Origin of the sequence: Streptomyces sp. NPDC058662 (assembly GCF_042716255.1) — a bacterium.
In the GTDB taxonomy this organism is placed as follows: domain Bacteria; phylum Actinomycetota; class Actinomycetes; order Streptomycetales; family Streptomycetaceae; genus Streptomyces.
The window spans coordinates 1-14328 of record NZ_JBHXRU010000130.1 but is presented as its reverse complement, the minus strand read 5'-3'; the positions used below and the strand labels follow the sequence as shown (position 1 = coordinate 14328).

General features: G+C 74.3%; 16 protein-coding genes. 5 read left to right on the top strand and 11 right to left on the bottom strand.

Translation table 11 applies throughout. The features are described 5' to 3' along the window. Nucleotides 1-266: 266 nt before the first annotated feature. Both ACFWUQ_RS28775 and ACFWUQ_RS28770 read right to left on the bottom strand, forming a co-directional pair. Nucleotides 267-1247 (bottom strand): helix-turn-helix transcriptional regulator, encoded by a 981-nt coding sequence (locus ACFWUQ_RS28775; protein ID WP_384543831.1) that lies wholly within the window; start codon nt 1245-1247, stop codon nt 267-269. Between the two features lie 34 nt (nt 1248-1281). Then, nucleotides 1282-2031, bottom strand: coding sequence for a transglycosylase family protein (locus ACFWUQ_RS28770; protein ID WP_384543829.1), 750 nt, complete (start codon nt 2029-2031; stop codon nt 1282-1284). A 308-nt stretch (nt 2032-2339) separates the two neighbouring features. Here ACFWUQ_RS28770 and ACFWUQ_RS28765 point away from each other — a divergent pair, with 308 nt between their 5' ends. Both ACFWUQ_RS28765 and ACFWUQ_RS28760 read left to right on the top strand, forming a co-directional pair. After that, nucleotides 2340-3146: a hypothetical protein gene (locus tag ACFWUQ_RS28765; RefSeq protein ID WP_384543827.1), complete on the top strand. Its 807-nt coding sequence runs from the start codon at nt 2340-2342 to the stop codon at nt 3144-3146. Nucleotides 3147-3318: 172 nt separating this feature from the next. Further along, complete coding sequence (locus ACFWUQ_RS28760) at nt 3319-3735, top strand: hypothetical protein (RefSeq protein ID WP_384543825.1); 417 nt, start codon at nt 3319-3321, stop codon at nt 3733-3735. Nucleotides 3736-3762: 27 nt separating this feature from the next. On the opposite strand, the gene der is transcribed toward ACFWUQ_RS28760, so the two are convergent. The 4 genes from der to ACFWUQ_RS28740 all read right to left on the bottom strand — a co-directional run bounded on the left by der (nt 3763) and on the right by ACFWUQ_RS28740 (nt 7876). Then, the gene (der, locus tag ACFWUQ_RS28755; RefSeq protein WP_384543823.1) at nt 3763-5223 is read right to left on the bottom strand and encodes a ribosome biogenesis GTPase Der; all 1461 of its coding nucleotides are present in this window, start codon (nt 5221-5223) and stop codon (nt 3763-3765) included. A gap of 75 nt (nt 5224-5298) precedes the next feature. Further along, a complete protein-coding gene (locus ACFWUQ_RS28750) occupies nt 5299-5946 on the bottom strand; it encodes a lysophospholipid acyltransferase family protein (RefSeq protein WP_384543821.1) in 648 nt (215 codons plus the stop codon). Further along, on the bottom strand, nt 5943-6677 hold the full coding sequence (gene cmk / locus ACFWUQ_RS28745; protein ID WP_384543819.1) for a (d)CMP kinase: 735 nt from the start codon (nt 6675-6677) through the stop codon (nt 5943-5945). The genes ACFWUQ_RS28750 and cmk overlap by 4 nt, the downstream gene beginning before the upstream one ends. Before the next feature lie 110 nt (nt 6678-6787). Further along, nucleotides 6788-7876 (bottom strand): prephenate dehydrogenase, encoded by a 1089-nt coding sequence (locus ACFWUQ_RS28740; RefSeq protein WP_384543818.1) that lies wholly within the window; start codon nt 7874-7876, stop codon nt 6788-6790. Nucleotides 7877-8016: 140 nt separating this feature from the next. Between ACFWUQ_RS28740 and ACFWUQ_RS28735 the strand changes: the two genes are divergently transcribed. The 3 genes from ACFWUQ_RS28735 to ACFWUQ_RS28725 all read left to right on the top strand — a co-directional run bounded on the left by ACFWUQ_RS28735 (nt 8017) and on the right by ACFWUQ_RS28725 (nt 9636). Further along, nucleotides 8017-8361 carry a DUF952 domain-containing protein gene (locus tag ACFWUQ_RS28735; RefSeq protein ID WP_384543816.1) on the top strand — a complete coding sequence of 115 codons (345 nt, stop codon included), beginning with the start codon at nt 8017-8019 and terminating at the stop codon, nt 8359-8361. 101 nt (nt 8362-8462) lie between these two features. Further along, a complete protein-coding gene (locus ACFWUQ_RS28730) occupies nt 8463-8927 on the top strand; it encodes a ubiquinol-cytochrome c reductase iron-sulfur subunit (RefSeq protein WP_384543814.1) in 465 nt (154 codons plus the stop codon). Between the two features lie 28 nt (nt 8928-8955). Continuing rightward, entirely contained in the window at nt 8956-9636 is a 681-nt protein-coding gene (locus ACFWUQ_RS28725; protein WP_384543812.1) for a DNA polymerase beta superfamily protein, read from the top strand. 60 nt (nt 9637-9696) lie between these two features. On the opposite strand, the gene ACFWUQ_RS28720 is transcribed toward ACFWUQ_RS28725, so the two are convergent. The 5 genes from ACFWUQ_RS28720 to ACFWUQ_RS28700 form a co-directional block, all read right to left on the bottom strand. Further along, entirely contained in the window at nt 9697-10740 is a 1044-nt protein-coding gene (locus ACFWUQ_RS28720; protein WP_384543833.1) for an ADP-ribosylglycohydrolase family protein, read from the bottom strand. A gap of 2 nt (nt 10741-10742) precedes the next feature. Continuing rightward, a complete protein-coding gene (locus ACFWUQ_RS28715; protein ID WP_384543810.1) occupies nt 10743-11498 on the bottom strand; it encodes an NUDIX domain-containing protein in 756 nt (251 codons plus the stop codon). Next, complete coding sequence (locus ACFWUQ_RS28710) at nt 11495-12583, bottom strand: AAA family ATPase (RefSeq protein WP_384543808.1); 1089 nt, start codon at nt 12581-12583, stop codon at nt 11495-11497. Before ACFWUQ_RS28710 ends, ACFWUQ_RS28715 begins: the two co-directional genes overlap by 4 nt. After that, nucleotides 12580-13188 carry a nicotinamide riboside transporter PnuC gene (pnuC, locus tag ACFWUQ_RS28705; protein WP_384543806.1) on the bottom strand — a complete coding sequence of 203 codons (609 nt, stop codon included), beginning with the start codon at nt 13186-13188 and terminating at the stop codon, nt 12580-12582. The genes ACFWUQ_RS28710 and pnuC overlap by 4 nt, the downstream gene beginning before the upstream one ends. Before the next feature lie 150 nt (nt 13189-13338). Then, the coding region (locus tag ACFWUQ_RS28700; RefSeq protein ID WP_384543804.1) for a pseudouridine synthase at nt 13339-14328 on the bottom strand (990 nt) is incomplete at its 5' end.

Here is a 14328-nt window from a genome sequence, read left to right as displayed (position 1 = left end):
CCCCCCCCCCCCCCCCCCCCGGCGGCCCGCCCCCCCCCCCCCCCCCGCCTCCGTCGTTCGTCAGCGCCGCGCCCGGACGTTCGTCCGTCCCGGGTCACGCTTGTGTCACAGAATATCGACAACCGCACATTGTTTATCCGCCGCCCCCGCACCGCGACACGCCCGCCGGGAAAAGGGAGCGGAATTCCCCCGAGAACCGGGGGAATTACCGGCGCCGATAACCATCGACCGGACCGAACAGACCATCCGATTCCCCCTTCGGTCCCTCACATTTCCTTCACCGCGACGGACTCGACGGCCCGGCCCAGGAGATCCCGTGCCCGCCTGATCCGATCCGTCAGCTCCGGTGGTTCCACCACCTCGAACTCGCACCCGAGCATCATGAGGTGAATCACGAGCACGTCCAGGCTCACCGCTCCGGTCCGCAGCAGACAGCTCTCCTCGTCGACCGGTTCCAGGACTCCGTCGCTCGGCCCGACGATCTGCGCGGCGTCCCGCGCCGGCACCTTCAGCCGCAGCACCGCACGGGCCGCGTACGCGCGCTGGGACACCCCCTGCGAGACATACGCGGCGAGGTCCTCGGCCGGCGGCGGACGCGGCGTGAAGCGCGGGCCGTGCGGCGCTCTGGGCTCGACCCGGTCGACGCGGAAGGTCCGCCAGTCCTCCCGGTCCAGGTCCCACGCGACCAGGTACCAGCGGCGCTCGGTGCACACCAGCCGGTGCGGCTCGACGGTGCGGCGGGTGACGCTGCCGGTGTGGTCCCGGTAGGCGAAGCGCAGCCGCTCGGCGTCCCGGCAGACCCCGGCGAGCTCCGTCAGCACCGAGGGATCCGCGGAGGAGTCCTGCGGCCCGCGCAGCATCGGCACGGTGAACTCGTTGAGCGCCGAGACCCGGTGGCGCAGCCGCGACGGCAGCACCTGCTCCAGCTTCGCCAGAGCCCGTACGGAGGCCTCCCCGATCCCCTCGACGCCGTTGCCGGCGGCGGTCCGCAGCCCGACGGCCACGGCGACGGCCTCGTCGTCGTCCAGCAGCAACGGCGGCAGTTCGGCGCCCGCCCCCAGCTGGTACCCGCCGCCGGTACCGGGACTGGCGTTCACCGGGTAGCCCAGCTCCCGCAGCCGGTCCACGTCCCGCCGGACCGTGCGCGGGGTCACGCCGAGGCGTTCGGCCAGACCGGCGCCGGTCCACTCGCGGTGGGCCTGCAGCAGCGACAGCAGGCGCAGCAGCCGTGCGGAGGTATCGAGCATGCCCCGAGTCTGCCAGCGGCGCGGCCGGCTCCGGTCAGCCGGGCGGCGCGGCGGCGGGCGCGGGCACGGCCCCGGGCGTTCCCGGAGGCGGCGCCGAGGACGGCATCGGGGTCGACGCCGGTGCGGGGGCCGGCACCGGTGCGGGCGGCGCCGCGGGCGCCGGCGGCGCCGTCGGCGCCGGTGCGGAGGATTCCGCGGGCGGGAGGACCAGCATCATCCCCACGCGGATCAACTGCGGCCGCGGCCCGACCAGGTCCCGGTTCGCCTCGTACAGCGCCCGCCATCCGCCCCGCACCCGGTGCGTGCGCGCGATCGAGACCAGCGTCTCGCCGGGCCGCACGGCGTGCATCCGCCCGGCGAGCCCGTACCGCTTCGAGCAGGCCGGCCAGGCCTCCCAGCCCTGGGCGCCCAACACCGCCTCGGCCACCCGGATCTGCTGCTCCCGGCTCGCCAGGTCGGCCCGCGCCGCGAACGCCGTCCCGCCGTACTCCTCCCACGTCGGCTGCCCGAACTGCAGCCCCCCGTAGAAGCCGTTCCCGGTGTTGACCGCCCACCGTCCGCCGCTCTCGCAGTCGGCCACGCAGTCCCACGGCCACTCCCCGCCCGGCCCGCAGTCCCCCGGCCCGTCCCCGACCACGCCCGGCGAACCCGGGTGCGCGGCGCCGGCCGGCCCCGGCGCGGGCGGCGGCGGGGCGGCGGCCGTCGCCCCGGCGAACGGGAGCAGGAGGACCAGCGCGGCGGCGGCAGCGGCCGCGCCGACGCGCGGAATCCTGGGGGTGGCCATCGCGTCACGCTACGCAGGCCCGTCCCGGCGCCCGCGCCGCCACGCGGCGGGCCCCCGGGGCCCACCCGGTCGGCCCACCCGGCCGCCCGGTCCCGGGCACCCCGTCCAGACGGCCATCGGCGGCCAACAACTGCGCACAAGCGGTGAAGAGTTGCCGGGAAAGCGAAGCTGCGGTCGGACGGTTCACTCCTCCGGGGGCCAGGTTCGATTCCGTTCCCTCGGATGGCGTGACCCCGGCCGCCGCTCCCGCGTTGAGCCCGGCGAGCCGGGAGCCGCCCGGCCCCGCACCTATGCCGAGGAGCCACTCCGTGCCGCGCATGCTCGACGTCAGTGATGAGGTACGCAACGAGATCGGCGACGAGGAAGCCGACAGGCTGCTGATCGGCGAGGACGCGCCGCGCAGTTACGACTGCACCTCCTGCCGCACCCCGGGAGACCCCGAGAACGACCGGACCAGCACGGTGCTGTTCGTCGGCGAGGAGACCGCCGTCCTCGCGTTCGCCCACGCCGCCTGCATCCCCTCCCAGGTCGTCTCCGTCTCCGAGGAGCAGCTCCAGGGCGCCGTCCGCAGCATCACCGGCGACAGCCCGGCCCAGGGCGGCGGCTCCGGCGCCCCGCAGAACGTGCCCGGCGGCCAGGCCGTCCTCGGCATCACCAGCGGACTGGTCCTGATCGGCGGCGAGCTCCACCCCGCTCTGGTCGTCGAGCCGACCGCCCCGATCGCGCGCCCCGGCAGCGACGGCCCCGGCGACGACTTCCTCCCCCTCCTCATCGAGCAGGGCTTCATCCCCGTCACGGACACCGCCGAGCTCCCCTCCCCGCTGTCCGGCTGGTCGGTCCTGCTCGCCGGCGGGCAGCTGCACGCCGTCCTCCAGCCGGGCGCCGAGGGCGGCGCGCCCGTCGCCTGGTGGCAGGCGCACCAGGCGCTGTCGGTGACCGACGGATGGCGCGCGGCCGTCAACAAGACGCAGCGCGTGCTGATCTACGCCGCCCCGGTCGGCTCCATCGGCCTCCAGCCCCGCGAGGACCTGCTCCGCGACGCCCTGGACAAGGCGGCCGCGGCGGGGAAGCTGGTGGCCGCCTCGATGCCGCTGGCCGGTACGCCGGGCGCCTGACGCCCCCGGGGGCGCTCCGCCCCCACCCTCCACCGGACGGCCGCCAGCCCCCTGCCGAGGGGGCCGGGTGGCATGCGCCGGGGGTGCGCCGTATGTCTCGCGCACCCCCGGCGATCTGCGTTTTCTCCCCGTCGGCCCGCATCCGCAGGGCGCCGGTTTCGTTGGCTGTTACGTGCATCCATACGACTCCTCCCGCGCCCCGTCCTATCCGAGTGCCGTCCCCCCGATGCGCCCCTGCCGGGACCGGGACAGCGCTCCGGCCGTCTCGCACACCCCCATCTACGACAGCCTGTACTCGGAGTACCTGCGCTCCTTCCGGGCCCTGCCGGGCGACCGCACGGGCGAGGAGGACCTCGGCTTCACGGCCTTCTCGTACGGCGGCCCGTACGGCGCCGGCAGCGGCAGCGGCAGCGGCTGGGACGCCCCCACCTGGCAGCAGACGGACGGCCGGCAGTCCTCGTACGCCCCCCAGCCGGTGCCGGCCTACTCGTACGCGGGCGGCTCCCCCTACGCCGACGGGCGGCAGCACCAGACCGGGATGACACACATCCCGGCGGCCCTGCCGCCCGCTCCGCGCCGGGGCTACTGACCCCGGCGCTCCGGTTCCCCGGCGACGCTACTTCTTCTTGTGCTGGGCACCGCGCTTCTCGCGCACCCGCACCGAGATGTGGATCGGGGTGCCCGCGAAGCCGAACTCCTCGCGCAGCCGGCGCTCGATGAAGCGCCGGTAGCCGTGCTCCAGGAAGCCCGAGGCGAAGAGCACGAACCGCGGCGGCTTGCTGCCCGCCTGGGTACCGAACAGGATGCGGGGCTGCTTGCCGCCGCGGATCGGGTGCGGGTGGGCGGCGACGACCTCACCGAGGAAGGCGTTCAGCCGGCCGGTGGGGACGCGCGTCTCCCAGCCCGCGAGGGCGGTCTCGATGGCCGGGACCAGCTTCTCCATGTGGCGGCCGGTGAGCGCCGAGACGTTCACCCGGGGCGCCCAGGCGACCTGCTGCATCTCGGTCTCGATCTCGCGCTCAAGGTAGTAGCGGCGCTCCTCGTCGAGCTCGTCCCACTTGTTGTAGGCGATCACGATCGCGCGGCCCGCCTCGACGGCCATGGTGATGATGCGCTGGTCCTGGACGCTGATGTTCTCGGTCGTGTCGATCAGGATGACCGCGACCTCCGCCTTCTCGACGGCCGCGGCCGTACGCAGCGAGGCGTAGTAGTCCGAACCCGTCTGGAGGTGGACCTTCTTGCGGATACCGGCGGTGTCGACGAACTTCCAGGTGACGCCGCCGAGCTCGATCAGCTCGTCGACCGGGTCGCGGGTGGTGCCGGCCATCTCGTTGACGACGACCCGCTCCTCCTTGGCCACCTTGTTCAGCAGCGAGGACTTGCCGACGTTCGGGCGCCCGATGAGCGCGATCCGGCGCGGGCCGCCCAGCGCGCCCGCGCCGAAGGTCTGCGGCGGCGCCTCCGGGAGGGCTTCCAGGACGGCGTCGAGCATGTCGCCCGTGCCGCGGCCGTGCAGCGAGGAGACCGGGTGCGGCATGCCGAGGCCCAGGGACCACAGGGCGGCAGCGTCGGACTCGCCGCTCTGGCCGTCGACCTTGTTCGCGCACAGGACGACGGGCTTGCCCGCCTTGCGCAGCAGCTTCACGACGGCCTCGTCGGTGTCGGTGGCGCCGACCTTGGCGTCCACGACGAAGACGACCGCGTCGGCGGTCTCGATCGCGTACTCGGCCTGGGCGGCCACGGAGGCGTCGAGGCCCAGGACGTCCTGCTCCCAGCCGCCGGTGTCGACGACCTTGAACCGGCGGCCGGCCCACTCGGCCTCGTAGGAGACGCGGTCGCGGGTGACGCCGGGCTTGTCCTCGACGACGGCCTCGCGGCGGCCGATGATGCGGTTCACCAGGGTCGACTTGCCGACATTGGGCCGGCCGACGACGGCGAGGACGGGGAGAGGGGCTCCCGAGGCCGCGTCGATCGCGCCTTCGACATCCTCGATGTCGAAGCCTTCCTCCGCGGCGAGCTCCATGAACTCCGCGTACTCGGCGTCGCCAAGTGCTCCGTGGTCGTGCTGGTCGTTCATGAAGTCCGTTCCTCGTCGTTCGTGGTGATCGGTGGTGCCCGCGCAGCGCGGTTCCACTACTAGGTCAAGTCTCGCTCAGCGCCCGGTGAGGCGCTTGGCGTCGGCCAGGTGGGCGGTCAGCCGGTCCTGGATGCGTACGGTGGCCTGGTCCAGCGCCCCGCGGGTGCGGCGGCCGGTGCCGTCCCCCGCGTCGAAGGCCGAGCCGAACACGACGTCGACCCGGCTCTTGAGCGCGGGCAGCCCCTTGACGAGCCGTCCCCGGCTGTCGGTGCTGCCCAGGACGGCGACGGGCACGATGGGGGCGCCGCTGCGGACCGCGAAGTAGGCGAGGCCCGCGCGCAGCGAGGCGAAGTCTCCCGCACCCCGGCTGCCCTCGGGAAAGATTCCCAGGGCCCCTCCATTGTCGAGCACGCCGAGGGCGCGGCCTATCGCGGTCCGGTCGGTGCCGCTCCGGTCAACCTTGACCTGCCCGATCCCTTCGAGGAAGGGTCCGAGCGGACCGACGTACGCCTCCTTCTTGATCAGGAAGTGCAGCGGTCGCGGCGCGGTGCCCATGACCATGGGGCCGTCGATGTTGTGCGAGTGGTTCACGGCGAGGATGACGGGGCCCGAGGCGGGCACCCTCCAGGCGCCCAGGACGCGCGGCTTCCAGAGCCCGTACATGAGCCCGATGCCGATGCGCCTGCCGACCGCCGCACCCTTGCGGGAGGGGCCTTCGGTCACTGGCCGCCCGCCCGCTTCCCGGTGTCACCGGCGGCGCCGCGGCGCTCCTCGACGAGGGTCACGACGCACTCGATCACCTGGTCGAGGGTGAGCTCGGTGGTGTCGACCTCGACGGCGTCGGCGGCCTTGGCCAGCGGGGAGGTCTTGCGGCCGGAGTCCGCCGCGTCCCGCTTGATCAGCGCGTCCTTGGTGGCCGCGAGGTCGGCGGCGTCCTTGCCGCGGAGCTCACCGCTGCGGCGGGCGGCGCGCGCCTCGGCGGAAGCGGTGAGGAAGATCTTGAGGTCGGCGTCGGGCAGGACGGTGGTGCCGATGTCCCTGCCCTCGACGACGATCCCGGCGGCGGCCTCGGCCGCTTCGGCGGCGATGGCGCGCTGGAGTTCGGTGATCAGGGTGCGCACCTCGGGCACGGCGCTGACGGCGCTGACCTTCGAGGTGACCTCCTGGGTACGGATCGGGCCGGCCGCGTCCTGACCGTCCACGGTGATCGTGGGAGCGGCCGGGTCGGTGCCCGAGACCAGGGTGGGCTTGCCCGCGGCGACCGCGACGGCGTGCGGGTCGTCGGTGTCGACGCCGTTGGTGATCATCCACCAGGTGATGGCCCGGTACTGGGCACCGGTGTCCAGGTAGCGCAGCCCGAGCTTGGCGGCCACGGCCTTGGAGGTGCTGGACTTGCCCGTGCCGGAGGGACCGTCGATGGCGACGATCACGGCGGACGGAGCTGCGGTTTCCACGGTGCGGGCACCTTCCTGGTTGCGCGTACGTGTGCGGGCGCGCCAAAGCGCCCCTCTCCAAGGTTACCGGCCCCCGGAACCCCTCGGCCCCGCCCGCGTCCCGCGCGGAGCTACTGCTGGCGCAGCGCCCAGCCGCGCTCGCGCAGCTCGGCCGTCAGCGCGGCCACCGCCCGCGGCTCGACCATCAGCTGCACGAGGCCGGCCTGCTGCCCCGTGGCGTGCTCGATCCGCACGTCCTCGATGTTGACCCCGGCCCGTCCCGCGTCGGCGAAGATCCGCGCGAGCTCGCCCGGCTGGTCGCTGATGAGCACGGCCACCGTCTCGTAGAGCGTGGGCGCCGCGCCGTGCTTGCCCGGTACCCGGACCCGTCCGGCATTCCCGCGCCGCAGCACGTCCTCGATGCCCGCGGCGCCGCCGCGCCGCTTCTCCACGTCGGCCGACTGCAGGCCGCGGAGGGCCTCCACGGTCTCCTCCAGGTCGGCCGCGATGCCGGCCAGGACGTCGGCCACCGGGCCCGGGTTCGCGGAGAGGATCTCCACCCACATCCGGGGGTCGGAGGCCGCGATCCGCGTGACGTCCCGGATCCCCTGCCCGCACAGGCGTACCGCCGTCTCGTCGGCCTCCTCCAGCCGTGCGGCGACCATGCTCGACACCAGCTGCGGGGTGTGCGAGACGAGCGCCACCGCCCGGTCGTGGGCGTCCGCGTCCATCACGACCGGTACCGCCCGGCACAGCGCCACCAGCTCCAGGGCGAGGTTCAGCACCTCGTGCTCGGTGTCGCGGGTCGGGGTCAGCACCCACGGGCGGCCCTCGAAGAGGTCCGCGGTGGCCGCCAGCGGGCCCGAGCGCTCCTTGCCGGCCATCGGGTGCGTGCCGATGTACGCCGTGAGGTCGACGCCGAGCGCCGTCAGCTCCCGGCGCGGGCCGCCCTTGACGCTGGCCACGTCCACGTACGCCCGGGCCGCCCCGCGCCCGACGGCGTCGGCCAGGGTCGCCGCGACGTGCGCCGGTGGTACGGCGATGATCGCGAGGTCGACCCGGCCGTCCGCCGGCTCGTCCGTGCCGGCGCCGAGGGCCGCCGCGGTACGGGCCTGGGCCGGGTCGTGGTCGACGAGGTGGACCGTGATCCCCCGGGCGGACAGGGCGAGGGCCGCGGAGGTGCCGATCAGTCCGGTTCCGATGACGACGGCGGTTCTCACGGGGCGCTCCAGGGTTGCGTACGGCAGGGCGGCGGGGCTCGTCCGGCCAGGGTAGTGGGCGCGCGCCGATGCCACCCGGGCCGGGGCGCTGCGCCAGGTGGCGCACCCCCGCGCCCGGCGGCCGGGGTACAACCATGGGCATGATCTTCCATCTCGTGCCGCTCACCGACTGGACCGCGGACCCGGACGCCCCCTACGCCCCGCCCTCCCTCGCGGCCGAGGGCTTCGTGCACTGCTCGGCGGACCGGGCGACCGCGCTGGCGATCGCCGACGCGCGCTACCGCGACGTACGGGGGACTCTGCTGGCGGTGGAACTCGACGAGGCCGCCCTGCTCCCGGACGTCCGCCGGGAGGGTGCCTCCGGGGACCGCTACCCCCATGTCCTCGGTCCGTTGAACCGGGACGCCGTGATCCGCGTGTGGCAGGTGGTACGCGGGTCATCCGGCGGCCCCGCAGCACTGACCCCCTGGCAGCCGGTCCCCTGAACCCGGCGCGGCAGGCTTCACCCGGAGCCCGCCGCGGGCCAGGATGCTGCACGCCCGTCCGGCCGCACGGCCGGACCGCCACACAGCCAGAGGAGAAAGTCATGAACGACTCCATCCGCACCGCCCGGCGCACGGTACTCACGGCGGGCGCGGCCGCCCTCGCGGGCGGTGCGCTCACCGCCTGCGGGGGCGGTGACGGCGCGAAGCCCGAGAGCGAGGCGGGCAGCGCCGCCTCGTCCTCCTCGCCGCCCTCCCCCACGGCCGCCACCGCGGCGCCGGTGAAGGCCCTGGCCAAGGCGGCGGACGTACCGGTGGGCGGCGGGACCGTCCTCAAGGAGGAGAAGCTGGTGATCACCCAGCCCACGGCCGGGAACTACCGCTGCTTCTCGGCGGTCTGCACCCACACCGGCTGCCTCGTGAACAAGGTGGAGAACGGCAGCATCGACTGCCCCTGCCACGGCAGCAAGTTCAAGGACACGGACGGCGCGGTGGAGAAGGGCCCGGCCACGCGGGCGCTGGCCGAGAAGAAGATCAAGGTCACGGACGGCACAATCTCGCTCGCCTGAGGACCGCCCCCGCGCCTACGCTCCCCGGATGGACGATCTGACGCTGGTGCGGGACCACACGGTCTACCGGTGCGTGATGGGCTCCCGGGCGTTCGGGCTGGCCACGGAGGCGAGCGACACCGACCTGCGCGGTGTCTACCTCGCCCCGACGCCGCTGTTCTGGCGCTTCGAGAAGCCCCCCACGCATGTGGAGGGCCCCTTGGACGAGCAGTTCTCCTGGGAACTGGAGCGCTTCTGCGAGCTCGCCCTGCGCGCCAATCCGAACATCCTGGAGTGCCTGCACTCCCCGCTGGTCGAGGAGACCACCCCGGTGGGCGAGGAACTGCTGGACCTGCGCGGGTCCTTCCTCTCCCGCCGGGCCCACGTCAGCTTCTCGCGGTACGCGTTCTCCCAGCGCGGCAAGCTGCTCGCGGACGTCCGCGTCCACGGCGCCCCGCGCTGGAAGCACGCCATGCACCTGCTGCGGCTGCTCATCTCCTGCCGCGACCTGCTGCGCACGGGCCGGCTGGCCGTCGACGCGGGCCCGCACCGCGAACGCCTCCTGGCGGTCCGGCGCGGCGAGTACACCTGGGACGAGGCCGACGCCTGGATGAACCGCCTCGTGGCGGAGACCGAGGCGGCCCTCACCGCCACCCCTCTCCCGGCCGAACCGGACCACGCCCGCGTGGCGGACTTCCTCCTGCGCACGCGCCGGGCGTCGGCGCGGTAGCGGCCGGTCGAGCCGCCGCGTGCCGTGCGGGCCGGGTCCGGCCCGGGGCGTGCGGACGGGTCACGCGTCCCAGAGGGCGCCGAAGGACAGGAGTTCGTCGCGGTACTCGATGCGGTCCTCCCAGTCGCGGGGCCAGGCGGCCGCTCCGAGGTGGGCACCAGCGAAGGCGCCCGCGAGGCAGGCGATCGAGTCGGAATCGCCCGCCGTGCAGGCCGCCCGCCGCAGCGCGAGCAGGGGTTCCTGCGGGAAGAGGAGGAAGCACTGCAGTGCCGTGGCCAGGGCCTCCTCCGCGATCCAGCCGTCACCCGTGGTCAGGCAGGGGTCGGTCTCGGGGGACGGGTCGCGCAGCGCGGCCGCCAGCCGGTCCAGGACCGCCAGGCAGTCGTCCCAGCCCCGCGCGATGAAGGACTCGGCCGAGGTGTCCGAGGCGGTCCGCGTCCAGAGGTCGCCGAGCCAGCGCTCGTGGTAGCGGCCGCGGTTCTCCAGCGCGTACGAGCGCAGCCGCCCCACCAGGCCCGTCACCTCGGTGCCCGCCGCCAGCAGGTGCACCGCCCGTGCGGTCAGGTCGGAGGCGGCGAGGGCCGTCGGGTGGCCGTGGGTGAGCGCCGACTGGAGCTGGGCGGCGCCCGCCCGCTCCTCCTCGCTCCAGCCGGGCACCAGCCCCACCGGGACCACCCGCATGTTCGCGCCGCAGCCCTTGGAGCCCAGCTGGCTCGCGTCCCGCCAGTCCCGCTCCGGCTCGTCCAGCAGCCGGCAGGCCGTCATGCAGGTGCGGCCGGGGGCGCGGTTGTTCTCCGGGGAGTGGTACCAGTCGACGTACTCCTCCCGCACCGGCCGGGCCAGCCGCAGCGGCCCGATCCGGCCGCGGTCGCCAGCCGTCCGGATGCCGCGCGCCAGGGCCAGCGTCATCTGCGTGTCGTCCGTGACGATCGCCGGCCGGGGGAGCCCCATCTCGCGCCACGGCCCGGTCTTCGCCAGGATCGAGGGCACGTCGTTGAACTCCGTCGGGAAGCCGAGGGCGTCGCCCAGGGCCAGGCCGACCATGGCTCCGGTCGCGGCCCGCTTGGACCGCTTCGGGGGCGCCGGCTGCTGCGTCGTGGTCATCGTCATCGTCCAGGACCTTCCGTGGGGCGGAGCAGGGGCGGGTGCAGGGCCGTCGCCGGTCCCGGTCGGTACAGCGCGGCCGGCTTGCCGCGGCCGCCGGTCAGTCGCGCGCCTCCGGGCACGGCCTCGACGAAGCCGGGGGTGGCCAGGACCTTGCGCCGGAAGTTGGGGCGGTCCAGGGCGGTGCCCCAGACCGTCTCGTAGACGGCCCGCAGCTCGCCGAGGGTGAATTCGGGGGGGCAGAAGGCGGTGGCCAGGCAGGTGTACTCCAGCTTCGAGCCCACGCGTTCCCGGGCGTCGGCCAGGACGGCGGCGTGGTCGAAGGCGAGGGCGGCCGAAGCGCCGGCCGCCTCGCCCACCGGGACCCAGCGGGCCTGCGCCGCGTCGCCGCCTCCCTCCGCCGCCGGTTCCGGCATGTCGGGGACCAGCGCCGTGAAGGCAACCGAGACGACCCGCATCCGGGGGTCCCGGTCCGGTTCGCTGTAGGTGCGCAGCTGTTCCAGGTGCAGGGCGGCGACGACGTCCGGGGCCAGCCCGGTCTCCTCCGCCAGCTCCCGGCGGGCGGCCGTCTCCGCCGACTCGCGGGGCAGTACGAAGCCGCCCGGCAGCGCCCAGGCGCCGGCGTACGGCTCCTGGCCGCGCCGGATCAGCAGCACGTGCAGCTGCCCGGCCCGTACGGTGAACACCGCCAGGTCGACGGTCACCGCGAAGGGCTCGAAGGCGTACGGGTCGTAGCCCGCCGGCAGCGCGCCGCTCACCGCTTCTCCGGCAGGGGCGCGGCGAAGTGCCAGCCTTCGGCGAGGAGTTCGTCGACGGCCGCCACGGCTGTCGCCAACCGTGTGTCGCGGTCGCCCCGTATGTCCAGGAAGCGTCTGCCGGTGCGCGTGAGCTCCTCGCGGAACCGGCCGGTCATCCAGGGCCTCAGGTGCGGCCCGTCGCGCAGTCCGTCGTCCTCGAAGGGCACGTCGGCGTGGTCGGTCAGCAGGTACAGGTCCCGGTGCGTCCGCGCGGCGATGGACTCGACCTCCGCGCTGCGGCCGCCCGTGTACCGCTCGTGCCAGATGCCGGTCGCGAAGGAGTCGGTGTCGCAGAAGAGCACCGGCGAGGACAGCCGGGCCTCCCGTTCCTCGGCCGCGTCCTGCCGCCGCGCGATCACGGGGAACTCCGGGGAGGCGAAGGACACGTCCTCCCAGGACGCCGCGGGATCCGCGGCCCGGGCGGCCGCGAGCTTCTGCTCGCTGTACTCGCGGCCGTACTCGGCGACCCACCCCGTGCGCGCCCACACCCCGCCGCGGCGCCGGTAGTGCGCCGCGAGGGCCCGGGAGAGCGTGGTCGTCCCGGTGGACTCGGCGCCCAGGACGACGACCCGCCGTACCAGGGAGGCCCGTACGGCGGGCCCCAGGTGGTCCCAGCAGCCCGCCGGATCCGCCCGTACGGCCGTCCCGGATACGGGGAACAGCGTCCGCGCGGGATCCACGCACACCTCCCGCGCGCCGAACCGGCGGGCGAGCTCGCCGCCGTACTCCTCCGAGGTGAAGACGGCGTCCACCCGCCCGGGGACGGCGCTGCGGAAGATGTCCATGTGCGCCTCCCAGACCGCCGGGTCGCGCAGGTCGACGGGGATGTCGTCCACCGCGCCGACGACCTCGGCGTCCGGGTGGGCCTCGCGCATCCACGCGACGCGGTCGGCGAGCGGGACCGATTCCACGGAGGCGGCGCACACCAGCACGGTGAGCCGCTCGCACTGGTCGCGGGCGGTGCGCACCAGGTGGTGGTGGCCGGCGTGCGGCGGGTAGAACTTGCCCAGGACCAGCCCGTGGCCGAAGCGCTCGCCGCCGCTCATGCCGCGGCCCCCGCGGGGGTGCGGGCGTCCGGCGCCGGCAGCGACCGGCGCCAGCCGATCAGCCCGAGCACGCACAGCGCGAGGAAGCCGACGTACAGGACCGCGGTCAGGTACAGCCCCTTGGAGGCGTAGAGCGGGATGTAGACGAGGTCGGCGGCGATCCACAGCCACCAGGACTCGACGAGTTTGCGGCACTGGCCGTAGGTGGCCGCCAGCGAGAGCCCGGTGGTCAGCGCGTCCCAGAAGGGGACGGTCGAGTCGGTGGCCCGGTCCAGCAGCAGGGTGAGCGCGAGGACCGCCACCGCCCCCGCCGCGGCCAGCAGGAGCCATTCGGCGCGCGTGGTACGGCGCACCGGCAGGCTCGCGGCGGCTCCTGGTCCACCCCCGTGGGTCCAGGACCACCAGCCGTACGCGGCGAGGGCGATGAAGACGATCTGCAGCCCGGCGTCGGCGTAGAGGCCGGCCTGGGTGAACAGCACGATGAAGAAGACGTTGTTGGCGATGCCGACGGGCCAGTTCGCGATGTGCTGCCGGGCGACCAGCCAGACGCACAGGGCGCCGGTGGCGAATCCGAGGACCTCGGTCCAGCTCAGGGTCCAGTTCATGCCGGGCCCCCCTCCCTTTAATAGTCAAGGTGACTATAAACAGGGAAGGGGCTTCCGGACAAGCGAGAAGCCCGCACTGCCGTGGGGCAGTGCGGGCTTCTCGCCGCTTCCGTGCTGCGGGGCGCCGGGCCGGCAGGGCCGACCGCGGTCCTACAGGCCGACCTCGCGCATCAGCATGCCGACCTCGGTGTTGGTCAGGCGGCGCAGCCAGCCGGACTTCTGGTCACCGAGCTCGATAGGGCCGAAGGAGGTCCGTACGAGCTTCTCGACGGGGAAGCCGGCCTCCGCCATCATGCGGCGCACGATGTGCTTGCGGCCCTCGTGCAGGGTCACCTCGACCAGGTAGTTCTTGCCGACCTGGTCGACGACGCGGAAGTGGTCGGCGCGGGCGTAGCCGTCCTCCAGCTCGATGCCGTCCTTGAGGCGCTTGCCGATCTCGCGCGGCAGCGGGCCGGTGATCGCGGCGACGTAGGTCTTCTTCACGCCGTACTTGGGGTGCGTGAGGCGGTGGGCCAGTTCACCGTGGTTGGTGAGCAGGATGATGCCCTCGGTCTCGGTGTCGAGCCGACCGACGTGGAAGAGCCGCGTCTCACGGTTGGTGACGTAGTCGCCCAGGCACTGGCGGCCGTCGGGGTCCTCCATGGTGGAGACGACACCGGCGGGCTTGTTCAGCGCGAAGAACAGGTACGACTGGGTGGCGACGGTCAGGCCGTCCACCTTGATCTCGTCCTTCGGCAGGACGCGCTTGCCCTGCTCCAGCACGATCTCGCCGTTGACCTCGACGCGGGCCTGCTCGATGAGCTCCTCGCAGGCGCGGCGCGAACCCATGCCGGCACGGGCGAGCACCTTCTGCAGGCGCTCACCCTCCTCCTCCGCGCCGGGGAAGGTCTTCGGCGTCTTGATCACGGGCTTGTCGGCGTACCGGTCGCGCACGCGCTCCTCGATCCGCGCCTCCAGCTCGCGCGGACGGGACTGGCCGCTGCGGCTGCCGGGGCCGCGGCGCGGGCCGCCCGCTCCGCCGATGCCGGGGGTGCGGGGGGTACGGGGGCCGCCCTTGGCGCCGCCGCGCGCCGCGTCACCGCGGGCACCGCCGCGGTTGGCGTCGGCCGCGCCCCGGGCACCGCCGCCGCCCGCCTTGGC